The organism is Bradyrhizobium sp. SZCCHNR3119, from assembly GCF_032487775.1.
In the GTDB taxonomy this organism is placed as follows: domain Bacteria; phylum Pseudomonadota; class Alphaproteobacteria; order Rhizobiales; family Xanthobacteraceae; genus Bradyrhizobium.
In genome coordinates this window covers 531556-545153 of record NZ_JAUEUV010000001.1, presented here as the reverse complement: position 1 = coordinate 545153, position 13598 = coordinate 531556, and the positions used below count along the sequence as shown (strand labels likewise).

10 protein-coding genes and 1 pseudogene are annotated in these 13598 nt (G+C 63.5%); 6 read left to right on the top strand and 5 right to left on the bottom strand.

What is annotated here, in order from left to right:
• Window positions 1-160: 160 nt before the first annotated feature.
• A protein-coding gene (locus tag QX034_RS02600) for an IS630 family transposase (RefSeq protein ID WP_315727984.1) occupies window positions 161-1107 on the top strand; the annotation gives its coding sequence in 2 pieces (ribosomal slippage) (window positions 161-509 and window positions 509-1107; 948 coding nt in all).
• A 100-nt stretch (window positions 1108-1207) separates the two neighbouring features.
• On the opposite strand, the gene QX034_RS02595 is transcribed toward QX034_RS02600, so the two are convergent.
• Window positions 1208-6739, bottom strand: a complete 5532-nt coding sequence (locus tag QX034_RS02595) for a methyl-accepting chemotaxis protein (protein ID WP_315729564.1) — start codon at window positions 6737-6739, stop codon at window positions 1208-1210.
• 398 nt (window positions 6740-7137) lie between these two features.
• On the opposite strand from QX034_RS02595, the gene QX034_RS02590 reads away from it, so the two are divergent.
• Window positions 7138-7524 carry an Hpt domain-containing protein gene (locus QX034_RS02590; RefSeq protein ID WP_315707113.1) on the top strand — a complete coding sequence of 129 codons (387 nt, stop codon included), beginning with the start codon at window positions 7138-7140 and terminating at the stop codon, window positions 7522-7524.
• 118 nt (window positions 7525-7642) lie between these two features.
• On the top strand, window positions 7643-7963 hold the full coding sequence (locus QX034_RS02585) for a 2Fe-2S iron-sulfur cluster-binding protein (RefSeq protein WP_315707114.1): 321 nt from the start codon (window positions 7643-7645) through the stop codon (window positions 7961-7963).
• Window positions 7964-8031: 68 nt separating this feature from the next.
• Here QX034_RS02585 and QX034_RS02580 read toward each other — a convergent pair whose 3' ends face one another.
• A complete protein-coding gene (locus tag QX034_RS02580; protein ID WP_315729563.1) occupies window positions 8032-8490 on the bottom strand; it encodes an acyl-CoA thioesterase in 459 nt (152 codons plus the stop codon).
• 290 nt (window positions 8491-8780) lie between these two features.
• Here QX034_RS02580 and QX034_RS02575 point away from each other — a divergent pair, with 290 nt between their 5' ends.
• The 3 genes and pseudogenes from QX034_RS02575 (at window position 8781) to QX034_RS02565 (ending at window position 11215) form a co-directional block, all read left to right on the top strand.
• Window positions 8781-9809 carry an NAD(P)/FAD-dependent oxidoreductase gene (locus QX034_RS02575; RefSeq protein WP_315707116.1) on the top strand — a complete coding sequence of 343 codons (1029 nt, stop codon included), beginning with the start codon at window positions 8781-8783 and terminating at the stop codon, window positions 9807-9809.
• A gap of 162 nt (window positions 9810-9971) precedes the next feature.
• Complete coding sequence (locus QX034_RS02570; protein ID WP_315727986.1) at window positions 9972-10580, top strand: DUF2147 domain-containing protein; 609 nt, start codon at window positions 9972-9974, stop codon at window positions 10578-10580.
• 324 nt (window positions 10581-10904) lie between these two features.
• A pseudogene (locus QX034_RS02565) lies at window positions 10905-11215 on the top strand (hypothetical protein).
• A 149-nt stretch (window positions 11216-11364) separates the two neighbouring features.
• Here QX034_RS02565 and QX034_RS02560 read toward each other — a convergent pair.
• The 3 genes from QX034_RS02560 to QX034_RS02550 form a co-directional block, all read right to left on the bottom strand.
• Entirely contained in the window at window positions 11365-11766 is a 402-nt protein-coding gene (locus QX034_RS02560) for a type II toxin-antitoxin system VapC family toxin (protein ID WP_315727789.1), read from the bottom strand.
• Window positions 11763-11999 (bottom strand): antitoxin, encoded by a 237-nt coding sequence (locus QX034_RS02555; RefSeq protein WP_315707119.1) that lies wholly within the window; start codon window positions 11997-11999, stop codon window positions 11763-11765. Before QX034_RS02555 ends, QX034_RS02560 begins: the two co-directional genes overlap by 4 nt.
• Window positions 12000-12263: 264 nt before the next feature.
• Entirely contained in the window at window positions 12264-13508 is a 1245-nt protein-coding gene (locus tag QX034_RS02550) for an ABC transporter substrate-binding protein (protein ID WP_315727791.1), read from the bottom strand.
• Window positions 13509-13598 lie beyond the last annotated feature (90 nt).

The following is a 13598-nucleotide window of genomic DNA, read 5'->3' as shown; positions in this document are numbered from 1 at the left end:
AGGGGGGGCGCGAGGTAAGCTACGAAGCGCGGTCGATTATGTGAGGCCCACCGCTGATCTGGTCGTTAGAGCGGTTTGCGATCGAGCTGAATCGAGAGGGATTCCCAAATTGGCTCTGGTCTGCTTCAAATTGCTTGCAGGCAAAGGAGGCAGGCAAGCGATGGCAGGCTCTTGCTCGGTCGATCTTCGGAAGCGGGTTGTCGCAGCGGTCAAGGGCGGCATGTCGCGGCGGCAGGCAGCGGCCCATTACCAGGTGAGCGCATCAAGTGCGATCCGGTGGGTCGCGCAGGGAGAGGAAACTGGCGATGTCGCGCCAAAGAAGCTGGGCGGCGATCAGCGTTCGAAGGCGATTGAGGCGCAGGCCGATGTCATTCTGGCGCTGGTTGCTGACAAGTCCGATATGACGCTGGAGGAATTGAAGATGGCCCTCGTGGCCAAAGGGCACAGCTTCAGCGTCTCTGCACTGCACCGCTTCTTCGCCCGTCGAAAAATCACGTTTAAAAAAAGACAGCGCACGCCGCCGAGCAAGAGCGGCCTGATGTCCTGAGCAAGCGGGAAGAGTGGGCGTGCAAGCAGACCGAATTGAGCGCCACCAAGCTTGTCTTCATCGACGAGACCTGGGCCTCGACCAATATGGCTCGGACCCGCGGTCGCGCCCCTCGCGGCGAGCGCCTGCGGGCTTCAATTCCACATGGTCATTGGAAGACGACGACCTTCGTCGCTGGCCTGCGTCAATCGGGAATGACGGCACCGATGGTGCTCGATGGCCCGATCAACGGCGAGGCTTTCCAAGCCTATGTCGATCATGTTCTCGTTCCCGAATTGCAGCAAGGCGACATCGTCGTGATGGACAATCTCAGCAGCCACAAAGGCGCGGGCGTACGAGCGGCGATAGAAGCCGCCGGAGCGCACTTGCTCTATCTTCCGCCCTACAGTCCGGACTTCAATCCCATCGAAAATGCCTTCTCCAAGCTCAAAGCGCTTCTCAGGGCGGCCGCAGAACGGACTGTTGATGGCCTATGGGACGCCATCGGGCGCTGCCTCGACTGCTTCAAACCAGCCGAATGCGCCAACTACTTCAAAGCTGCAGGATACGAACCAGCTTGATCGAAAAATGCTCTAGTCGACATCCTACGAAGTATCTCGTAAAGCAAAACGGAGGCCGTGAGGCCTCCGTTTTCCGTTTGCGATCAGCCATTCACTGTTCTCACGCCAGCCGTCCGGCGGCATGGGCGAGCAGCGTGTAGACGAGCCCGGTTTCCGAGGTCAGCTGGTTGCGCAGCGCCTGCGGATTGCGGTCGTCGCGCGCCACCTCGTCGAGCAGCCGCTCGAACTCGGTGATGTAGCGATCGACGGTCTGCTTGAAGGTGCGATCCGCGCGATACTTGCGTGCCACCTCGTCGAACGCCTTCTGGCCGGCCGGCGTGTAGAGCCGTTTGGTGAAGGCCTTGGTTTCGCCGCGCTGATAGCGATCCCACATCTCGGCGGCGAGCGCGCGATCCATCAGGCGAGCGATATCGAGCGATAGCGACTCCAGCGGATTGCCGGACTGCGGCACGGGCCCGCGACCACGCGGCGCTTCGCGACCGGCGGCACTATTGTCGGCACGGTTGAGGAGGTCGGACAGCCAGGTGTCGCGGCCTGGATCGGCGGCCGGTCCCATCGGCGGGGCCTCGACGCGCCGGGACGGCGGCTGAACGCCGAGGTCCGGGGGCGGCAGATTGGCGGCGCTCGTGGGCGAGGGCTCGCGCATACGGATGTCGCCCCGTCCGCCCGCCGCGACGGCAGCAGCAGCAGCCACCGGTTCCTCCTGGCGGACCGTGGTGGTCACGGTCGCCGTCCTCGTCGTGTTCACCACGTCGAGGCCGCGGCCGTGATGGGCAACGATCCGGTTCAGCTCGGCGAGCGCCTCGATCTGGTCGACGATCACCTTGCGCATCTGTGCGGTGCTCTCGGCGGCCTCCTGCGGCATTTCCAGCACGCCGCGGCGCAGCTCGTTGCGCGTGGCCTCGAGCTCGCGCTGCATCTCCGCGGTCATCTGCTTCATGTTCGTGACCAGGCTGGCGAACTTCTCCGCCGACTGCTTGAACATCGCATCCGCTTCCTGCGTGCTCTGCTCGTAGATCGCGTGCATGGATTCTGTGGTCACCCGCCGCTCTTCCTCGGCGGTGGCCCGGATGGCCTCGAACTGGCGGCTGATCGCGGTCGAGCCGGCGCCCGCGGTTTCCGCGACCACGCGCGCGATGTCGCGTGCGCGCTCTTCGGCCGCGGCGAGCGACTCGTCGAGCAGCGTGGTGAAGCGCGACAGCCGCTGGTCGAGATCGGCCGTGCGAAGGTCGATCGTGGTGATCAGCGATTCCAGCGTCGCCTTGCGCTCGCCGATCGAGACGCTGGCCTCGCGGTTGCTCTGATCGACAACGGCTGCTGCTTCCATCAGCGCCTTGCCATGGGCGTCGAACTGACCCGCGAGCGAGCCGAGGTCTTCCAGCGCCTTCGTGGTCTTGACGTTGAAGACGCTGAGCTGCTCCTCCAGCGTCTCCGTGGCCGCGCCGTTGCGCGTCGTCAAATCGCTCATCGCCGTGACGAAGTCGGCCACGCGCGTGACCAGAGCACGTTCGAGCGAATTGAGGTTGTCGTGGGCGCCGGTGAGCACCTCCTGCAGGAGGATGTTGCCTTCGCGCAGCCGCTCGAACAGGGCGACCGTGTCGGTGCGGAGGATCTTGCTGGTTTCCTGCATCTCGGTGACTGCGGCGACCGACACCTGGCGCGACTGCTCGATCGCGGCGCGGGAAGCCTGCTCCAGCTCCTTCAGCGATTTGCCGATGGCAGTGGTCGCGAGCTCGCCGGCCGAGGTGATCGTGCGCGCGACCTCGGTGCCGTTGCCCATCATGGTCTTGGCGAAGGCCTGGCCGCGCGATTCGATCGATTTCAACGCATCCGAAGTGACGCGATCGATCTCGATCGTGAGCTGGTTCGCCTTGGAGCCGAGTGCCTCGACCAGCTGGCCGCGCCGGCCATCGAGCATTTGCGACAGTCGCTCGGTGTGCTGCTGAACATAGGTCACGATCTCGTCGGTCTTGCCGGTCATGGCCGAGCCGAACGAATTGCCGGCCGCGAGCACGGTGCGCTCGATGTCGGTGGAGGTCGACTTCACTCGCGAGCTGACTTCGTTCACCGCTGCCAGCAGCATATTCTGCGCGTTCGCGGCGCTGGTCTGGATGTTCTCCGTGGTGTTCGCGGCAACCGCATTGATCGCCTGCTCGATCTCCGAGGAGATCGTCTTGAGCTGGCCGGCGGTGTCGGTCGATGTTGCGGTCAGCAGGGCCTGGGCCTCACGCGCGCTGCCCACCACCGCGGCCGCCGTGTCGGCAGAGGTCGCCGTCAGCGAGGTCTGGGCCTGACGTGCGCTATTGAGGATGGCGCTCGCCGTGTCCGCGCCGACGGTCGACAACGTACGCTCGAGGTCGGAGGCCAGCGACTTGATGTGGTCCGTCGCCTCGGTGGAAGTGACCATCAGGGTCGACTGCACGTCGCGTGCACTGCTCACGATCGAGGCCGCTGTGCTGGTGCCGACTGCGGCGAGGGTGCGCTCGACGTCGGATGCCAGCGATTTGACGTGATCGGCGGCTTCGGCGGAAGCGGCGATCAGCTTGCTCTGCACGTCGCGGACGCTGTTCACGATCGTGGTTGCCGTGCTGGTGCCGACCGCCGACATGGTCCGTTCCACGTCGACGGCGAGCGTCTTGACGTGATTGGCGGCTTCCGATGAGGCGCTGATCAGTGTGGTCTGCGCTTCGCGCGCACCGCTGGTGATTGCTTCCGCCGTGGTGGTGCCGGCGAGCGACAGCGAGCGTTGCACGTCGGCGGTCAGCGATTTGACCTCGTCGGCCACTTCGGAGGAGGCGGCAAGCAGGGTGGCCTGTGCCTCTCTCGCGCTACCGGTGATGGCTTCCGCGGTCGAAACACCGGCGCTCGACAGCGAGCGCTCGACGTCGATGGTGAGCGACTTGACCTGGCCGACTGCTTCCGATGACGCCGCGACCAGGGTGTTTTGTGCTTCGCGCGCACCGGCCACGATCGAGGCCGCCGTTGCGGAGCCTGCCGCCGCCAGCGTGCGCTCGACATCGGCGGATAGCGACTTGATCTGGGCGACGGTATCGCCGGAAGCCGTCACCAAGGTGAGCTGCGCGTCCCGCGCGCTCGACAGGATGGCATTGGCCGCCCCGCTGCCGGCGCCGGTGAGGGCCCGCTCGACTTCGGTCGAGGTGGTCTTCAGCTGCGCACCGACATCGGTCGAGACGGTGAGCAGCGCCTGCTGCGCCGCGCGCGCGCCGGTCTGGATGGTCTCGCTGGTGTTGACCACGAGATTGGTCAGGGAACGCTCGGCGTCTTCCACATGCGACTTGATGCTGGCGGACAACAGCTCCGCGCGCGTCATCAGTTCGTCGCTGGCCTGGCGCCCGCTGCTCTCGATGCGGCCGGCCACGGCTTCGATGCGGGTCCCCAACAGATCTTCGAATTGGGCGACGCGCTGGTCGATGTCGCCGGCGATGCCGCCGACCCTGGTCTCGATGCTCTGGTGGATCTGTTGGAAACGCGCCGTGACGGTATCGGCCAGTTGCGTGGTGCGGCCGTCGATCGTCTGCGAGACGGTGGCGACGCGCTGGTCGATGGCTTCGAGCGCCTCCGCCGTGCCGTCACTGAGAGAGGAGGTGAGAAGGGTCAGGCGGGAATCGATCGAATGGATCGCCTGGGCCGCGCCGTCGGTCAGCGAGGACGTGAGCACGGTGAGGCGGGAGTCGATCGTATGCAGCACCTGGGCCGCACCGTCGGTCAGCGACGAGGAGAGGGCGTTGAGACGGCCTTCGACCGTCGTCGTGACCGAGGTCGCGCGCGAGTCGAAGGTTTCTTCGAGCGACTTCAGCCGGCCGTCGAGGTTCTGGTGGAAGGCGTTGATCTTGTTTTCCAGCGCGGCATCGAGATTGGTGATGCGCGCTTCGAGCGTGGTCTCGAACTGCGAAAGGCGGTGATCCAGCGTGGCCGTGATCTGCCCGCCGTTCGAGGACAGACGGCTATCGAAGGTGTCGACATAGGTCTTCAGATTATCGGTGATGTCCTGGGTCCGCTGGCCCATGCGCTCGACGATATCGCCGCCGAACGTCTTCACGGTGCGATCGAATTCGCTGATATGCCGGGTGATCAGCGCACCCAGGGTGCTCGAGTCGCGGGCGAAGCGCTCGGCGAGTTCGGTGCCCTGGTTCTTCACGAGCTCATCGAACGCGCTCATCTGCATCGACAGCGTGTCGTGCGCGGCCTCGGTCTGGCTCACCACCTTTTCGACCAGCGAGCTGACGGTCGCATCGAGGGATTCACTGGCTTTCTCGCCGCTCGAGGCGATATGGCCCGACATTCGCTGGCTCGCATCGTCGATCTTGCGCACGAGTTCGCCGCTGCGCAGCTCGAGCTCGAGCAGGAGCGAGTCGCCGGAAGCCTTGAGCGAATCGTGGACCTGCTCGGTGCGCACCGAGATGCCGTCGACGATGACCGCGGCCCGCTGCTCGAACTCGGCGGTGATGCGGTCGATCCGCTCGTTGAGCATCTCATGGACGCGATCGGAGAGATCGGCGAACTCGTCGTGGACGTGTCCGGTCTTGAAGTTGAGGCTTGTGGTCAGGCGCTCGGAGGCGTCGAGCACGGCACGCGTGGTCTCGGAACTGGCCTCCTCGAGCCGATCGAGCAGGTCGCCGCCGCGCTCGCCGAGCGCCAGGATCATGTTGTCGCCGGCATTGCCGAGCGCAGCCGTGATGTGGGCGCCGCGCTCTTCCAGCGCGCTGGTGATGCTCTTGGCGACCTCGTCGACGCGCGAGGCGATCGCGTCCGAGATCAGCGCGATGTCGTGGCGCAGATCGATCTGCACCCCGGAAATGGCGCTGCGAACTTGCTCGGCCTGACCGACGAGATTGTCGCGCTGATGGGCGATGTCCTGCAGAAGCGCCCGGATCCGCACTTCGTTGTCGCTATACGCGCGCTCCAGCGCGGCGACCTCGTTGGCGACCAGGGTCTCCAATTCGCCGGCGCGGGCAATCGCGCGCTCGACGCCGTCGCCCATCGCTGCGACCTCGCGCCGGATCGCCTGGCCGACGGTGACGATCGAATCGCTGACTGCGCCTTCCGGCTCCGAGAAGCGGATCGCAACCTGGGCCATCGACTGCGCGATCATGCGCAGTTCCTGGCCGCGCCAGGTGAGGCTTGCGAGGAAATAGAACAACAGCACGGGGGCGAAAAACAGCGCTGCCAATCCTGCCAGCACCAGGACGCCGCCGCTCTGCCCGATCGCCGATTGCAGCGAGGGCAGGAAGCCGACCGTCAGCAGGCCGCAGCCGACGATCCACACGCCGGCAAAGGCGGTCGCGATCGTGTAGACGCCGCGCGAGGGGCGGCCCTTCTGAATGGCCTGCAGGAGCTGGCCGATGGTCTCGCGATCGTCGTTGGCGGGGCGACGGGCGATCAACGGCGGCGCATCATTGTCGTCGAAGGCCGGGCGCTCCGCGCCTTGACGCACGTCGAATGTGGTTTCCCCAAAGGCAGGGCCGATCGGCATGATCGGCGACGCCTCGTCAGCACGATTCGGCGCCTGCGCCTCTTCCGGCGCGGCCGTATCGCTGATGTTCAAAGCCTCCTGAATGGCAGACAGCGCAACTTCAGTCGGGTCTTTGACCTTTTTTGGGGTGTTTGCCATGTTCAGTCCGAGCCTCGTCGTATTTTTTTGATCCGGTGAGCCGCGCACGAATGCCCCATCGCCGGGCTCGGAACCGGATTCATCCACCGCGGGCGCCCAGGCGCGGCACTTGCCGGCTAGCCCGCTCCATCCAAAGCGCATCCTATTGGCTGGGCGAGGTGAAAGAAATGGTCGCGGTTAAGAGATTCTTAATCATCGTTAACAGGACCCACCGGTAACGCATTTGAAAGTCCCGAAAATTCGATTTCGGCCGCAATTGGGGCGGTCCCGCGCCTGAAACAAGGCAGAGCCGCGGCAATATACAGGTAAGGAGGTATTAACCATTCCCATGCTTGGCTGGCGCAACCGTGGCCCTCGGGATGAGAGTTCGCGGAAATGGACTCCCCGAGACGTACGCCATGACGCCAGACCTCCACCGGATCGAATGGATGCCTTCGCCCCCGCTTGTTCCCGATGACGGGCCGATCTGCCTGGACCAGCTCAGGCGGATGACGCTTGGCGACCTCGATCTCGAGCGCGAGGTGCTGGGGATGTTTGCGAGCCAGTCCGGCCGTATCCTTGGCCAGCTGATGGGACTGCCGGGCGATGCCGCGGCGCTTGCGCATACGCTGAAGGGCTCCGCCCGGGCGATCGGGGCGCTGGGGGTCGCAGAAGCCGCCGAAGCGCTGGAGATGGCGCTCCGCGACCGCGACCAGGCCCATATCCTGACCCTTACCTTGGCCGAACTCGGCACGGCCGTTGGCGAGGCGCGCATGGCGATTGCGGAGATGCTGGCGGCGTCCTGATACTCTCGTCCGGAGACGCGAACCGCCCCGAACACGGCGCACCGGGCGGCACTAGCGCCGGGCGGGTCGACCCGTTATAGGACAGCCCGACTTCATTCCCCCGCAGCATCGAGCGAACATGGCCAAGATAACCTTTGTCGACCACACCGGCGAATCCCGAACCGTGGAGATCGAGAACGGCGCGACCGTGATGGAAGCGGCCATCCGCAACGCCATTCCCGGGATCGAGGCCGAATGCGGCGGCGCCTGCGCCTGCGCGACCTGCCATGTCTATGTCGACGAAGCCTGGCGCGAGAAGGTCGGCCCGCCCACGCCGATGGAAGAGGACATGCTCGACTTCGGCTACGACGTGCGGCCGAACTCGCGCCTGTCGTGCCAGATCAAGGTCTCCGACGAACTCGACGGCCTCGTCGTCTCGACGCCGGAACGTCAGGCCTAAGCGCCTCCCGCGCGCGCGGTCCTGCGCGCGCCGCCTTGCTTTCGCGACCTTTCCGCGTGTCGACACGCTCAGGCCGACGCGGCCGTTCCGCGCCGCAGCCAGGGCTGGAAATTGCTGACTAGCTCCGGCGTCAGCGGTGTCGGCATGCGTGTCGCTTCGTCGATCAGCACGTTCACGGCCTGCGCCGAAGCCACGCAGGTGTTTTGCGCGAAGATCACCTGGTCGAACGTCACCGAGGTGCGTCCAAGCTTGGCAATGCCAAGCCCGATTTCGATCGTTCCTGGCCAGCGCAGCTCGGCGCGAAATTGAATGTCGAGCCGCACCATGATCCAGGTCAATCCTTTCGGCATCAGATCGTTGTTAGGGTCCTTCATCAGCATCACGCGGGCGCTTTCGAAATAAGTCGCAAACACCGCGTTGTTGACGTGCCAGTTCGGATCGAGATCGCCGAACCGAACGTTGTCGCCGAGCCGGTACGGAAAATCCTCCAGACGAAGCGCGTCCTCATGCGAGGGGGAGACATTCACGAGACCATCTCCATGGACGTATGATTTGAGAGCATGTCTTGAATGAATGGGGCGGCATCATCGATCGGATTTCACGTTCGCGCAAGAGTCGTTGTATTTGATGTGCACCACTTTCAGGTGCCGTCGACCCCAGGCCGGCGGATGCGAATTGAGACCTATCCGACGAGCATGCGCCCCGCCCGGCGCCAGCCGGTTTTGAGGCTTCCCTGGGTGAGCCGCCTTGGCTACACATTTGGACACCGCCACTTGCCGCGACATCTTGCCTGCGGCCTCCCAACGAGAAGAGCGACATGAGCGAAACGATCAAGACCGATGTGCTGATCATTGGCGCGGGCCCCTGCGGACTGTTTGCCGTATTCGAACTGGGGCTGCTCGATATCAGGGCACATCTGATCGACATCCTCGACAAGGTCGGTGGCCAATGCGCCGAACTCTATCCGGAGAAGCCGATCTACGACATTCCCGGCGTGCCGATGGTCACGGGGCAGGGCCTGACCGATCAGTTGATGGAGCAGATCAAGCCATTCAATCCAACCTTCCATCTCGGTGAGATGGTGGAGAGGGTCGAGAAGATCGGCGATCCCGGTTTCCGCATCACCACGGATGCAGGCAAGGTGTTCGAATGCAAGGTCGTAGTGATCGCTGCCGGCGGCGGCTCGTTCCAGCCCAAGCGGCCGCCGGTTCCGGGCATCGAAGCCTATGAAGGCACCTCGGTGTTCTATGCGGTGCGCAAGATGGAGGAGTTCCGCGACAAGAACATCGTCATCGTCGGCGGCGGCGATTCCGCGCTCGACTGGACGCTCAACTTGCATCCGATCGCCAAGCGCATCACGCTGGTGCACCGGCGCGACGATTTTCGCGCCGCTCCCCATAGCGTCGAGCAGATGCGCGCGCTCGTCGCCTCCGGCAAGATGGACTTGAGGATCGGCCAGGTCACCGGCCTCGAAGGCGGAGGCGGCGTGCTCACGGCAGCCACCCTCAAGGGCAACGACAACACGGTGGAGACGATCGCCTGCGATAGGATGCTGCCGTTCTTCGGCCTCACGATGAAGCTCGGTCCCGTCGCCGAGTGGGGCATCGCGCTGGAGAACAATCTGGTTCCGGTGGAGACCTCGGCGTTCGAAACCAGCGTGCCCGGTATCTTCGCGATCGGCGACATCAACACCTATCCCGGCAAGATCAAACTGATCCTGTGCGGCTTCCACGAGGGCGCGCTGATGGCGCAGAAGGCGCACCGCTACGTCTACCCGGAGAAGCGGCTGGTGTTCCAATACACGACATCGTCATCGAGCCTGCAGAAGAAGCTCGGCGTCAACTAAGCGGTGGATTGGAGGGAACCGGCTCCAACTGGAATGTGACTGGATGTTTCTGGGCGGCTGCGATTCCACAGCCGCGCAAGACCTGCTATGTGCTGGCACGGTCCTCGAAATGGCCGTACTCTGCGTCCATGCGCTTTATGGATTGGTCAAGGTGAGATGATGATGCTGATAACGTTTCCCCGGCTTCGGCTGATGCCACGTGTCGCGACATTTGCCACCCTCGCCGTCCTGCTTGTTGGGTCGCTGGTTGCTCGGCCTGCGCTAGCCGCCGAACCGTCCGCCGCCGGCCTGTGGCAGAAGGTCGAGAACGGGGAGCCGAAGCTCTACGTTCTTGTCGTCGATCACAACGGTGTCTACGAGGGTGTGATGGCGAAGCTGTTCCCGAGACCTACCGATTCGCCGAATCCGATCTGCTCCAAATGCACCGACGACCGCAAGAACGCGCCATGGCTCGGTATCTCCTTCATTCGCGACATGAAGCTTCGTGACATGAAGCGCGAGGGGCTGGTCTATGAGGACGGCAACGTGCTCGATCCGCGCGATGGCAAGATCTACAACGCCAAGATGACGCTCAGTCCGGATGGACAGACGCTGACGCTGCGCGGCTATATCGGCATCTCGTTTCTTGGCCGCGACGAGACCTGGGTGCGCCTGCCGGACAGCGCCATGGCGCAGATCGATCCGGCCGTGATCGCGAAGTACCTGCCGGCCCAGGCCGCAGCGGCGAAGCAGCCGGCGACGACGGGCAAGAAGATCGCGCCGGCGAAGTAGTCAGCTGCGAGACGTCACGTCCGACATATCAATCTCCCTGTTGCCGCCCGGCTCGTCCGGGCGACGTGGTATTCCTGAGACGGTGATGCTCGAGCTGAACTCCTGCCGTGCAAGGTTTCAGAACGTCAGCTTCTCAGCGCGCGATTGGCGTCCGTCGGATTAGCAGAAGCCGCAGGAACCGGCCGCATAGGGCCAGCTAGCAAATCGGGTCTCTCCTACGGTCATCAGCGGAGCTGCCACGCGGCGCAAAATTTTGCGTCGTCCGGAACCATTCTGTCGCAAGCCCATTGCTCACCGGCACAATCATTAACTGAAGAAAATGCTATGAGGGCTTTCGCAATCGCATTGGCAGCCGCTGCAAGTACGTTTGTGGTGACCTCTGTGTCCGCTGCCCCGCTGTCAGCGGTGTCCCCCGCGGCAGCGAGCTACATCCAAAATGTTCGCATGGTCTGCAATGAAGACGGACGTTGCTGGCGTCAGCGCACTGAGCGGCGCGTCATCGTCCGAGAAGGTCGCGATGCCTCGATTACGCGCCTCGCGAGCGCTATTACGAGCGCCGCAGCTATCGCGACCGGGGCGGGGTCGGTATCGACGCGCCCGGCGTGAGCGTCGGCATCGGCACCGATCGCTACTGAGGTCGAGGAAGAGGTCCGATACAAGGGGCTGCGGAGAAGTCCGCCGCCCTTTGCAAGCATGCTCGCGGCATACATCGGACAGGGGCGTCGCACCTAGCCTTTAGGGAGCACTGAACCGCTAGGATCTCAAGGACCTTGTCGCCACGCCTTTAGATAAGCCAATTCTCAACTTTGAGACCTCGAACACGTTTGAACTCCCGATCATTCGCAGTGATGATCGTGGCGTCCGTGGTAAGAGCATGGGCGGCGATCAATAGATCATTGCCGCCGATCGGAGTGCCTGAGGCTTCCAACTCTGCGCGAGCGGATCCGTAATGCCGGTCGGCTGGAGCGTCGAAGGAGAGCACAGGAATCTCGTTCAATAGTTCTTCAACAGCTTTGCGCAGCCGATCAGAGCCGCTCTTGGCGCATCCGTAGCGAAGTTCGGCCGCAACGATGATGCTCGTGCAGACGTTCCGATCGCCGACCATACTCAATCGCTTGTAAGCTTTTCCACGAGGATTCTTGAGTAGGTCGGAAATGATATTTGTATCCAGCATGTAACGCGTCAAAGCAGGCGCTCCGGAGCTGGAGCGGGATCATCGATCTCAGGTAGCTCCTCGGGGATCGGCTCCATGGTCTTAAGAAGCGCGAGGAGCCCTCGCTTGCGTAGGGGTTCGATGATGAGCCGGTCTCCCTCCCGATGCATGATGGCGTCGGTCCCAGGGAGTTCAAATTCCATCGGAATCCGTACTGCCTGGTTGCGGCCGTTTCGAAAAAGTTTGACCTGCCTAGCGTCGGACATACTCGGTAGCCCTCGAAAACTTCCGGCATATGCTGATGACATATGTCGAAAGTTCCCCAAATACAAGGGAAAGAGTATTACTGCGTCACAAGCGCGAGACATGGCCTGCTTCACGCTCATTCTGGGGCGATGCGCCAGCATCGAACTATGGTGCGCAATTGCGAGATTCCGGGTTCAGCCTTGACGGGCTGTCCCGGAATGACGGTACTTGTGACGCAGTAAAGATAGCCAAATACAGATCCGAGAGCGGATCCAACTCCGGCCCTACTGCGACAGCTTCACGAAGTCCGGAAACTTCAGTTTCCCTTCCGCGATCGCCGGCGGCCACACGGTGACCTGCTTGCCGCTCTGCCATTGGAAGACGAGACCGGTGATGTAGCCGGGACCCGACTTGAGCCCGTGGGTGAACTCGTCGTCCTTGCCGTAGAAGGCGAGGCGGCCGATCGTGCCTTCGTAGTTCGTCTTCTCGAGCTCGGCGACCATCTTGTCCGGATCGGTCGAGCCGGCGCGCTTAATCGCTTCCGCGATGATGTAAACGTCGTCGTATCCGGTGTAGCCGGTATAGGCGGGCGGCGTGCCGAACTTGGCCTTGAAGGCCTGCGCGAACGGCTTGGTCTTCGGCGTCACCGCGACCTCCGGCGTCGCGACGGCCAGCGACGGAATGCCTTCGGCCGCGCCGTTGGTATCGTTCCAGAAGGTCGGGCTGAGCGCCTGCGCGCTGATGCCGAACATCGGCACCGGCACCTGTTGGTTCTTCCACTGCACGGTGGGCTGTACGCCGACGTGGGAGATGCCGGTGACGATCACGTCCGGCTTCTTGGCCTCCATATTGTTGAAGATCGGCGTGAAGTCGGTGGTGTCGGGCGAGAAGCGGATGTGCTCGACCACCTTCAGCCCGGCCTTGGGCAGGCACGCCTCGTAGCCGACGTCCAGCGGCTTGGTCCAGGCCGCGTCCTCGCTCATGATCGCGGCGGTCTTGAACTTGAGCTGATCGGCCAGCAGGTCCTTGGCCGCATCGCAGACCAGCTGGGCCTGCGCCGCCGAGGTCAGGTAGCCGTGAAAGGTGTATTTGTTTTTCTCATAGTCGTTGTGGATCGCCTTGGTGATCTCGTTGGAGGCCGCGCCCGGGGTGATCAGGGGCAGCTTCAGCCGCGCGGCCCAGGGCTCCAAGGCCAGCACCACCTCGCTGATGTAGCTGGCGATTACGGCCGACACCTTGTCCTCATTGGCGGCGCGCTGGAAGGCGCGCACGGCATCTGCCGACGATGAGTGGTCGTCGTAGGTGACGATCTCGATCTTGCGCCCGAGCACGCCGCCTTTGGCGTTGATCTCATCGGCCGCGATCTGCGCGCCGCCGGGCGTGGCGGCACCGGCGATCGCCTGCACTTCGGCGATCACGCCGATCTTGATAGGATCGCCGGACTGCGCGTATACAGGCGCGGTCAGGCAGAGGGTCGTGGCCGCGGCCAACATGGCAAGCGGCGGCGAACAGGCATCGAACCGAAGCATGCGTTTCTCCCTTGACGATCTTGTTGGGCCAACTTGTTAGTTGTGCCGCGCGCGTATAGGTCGCGCGCATGTCAAGTGTAAGCCGCGCTC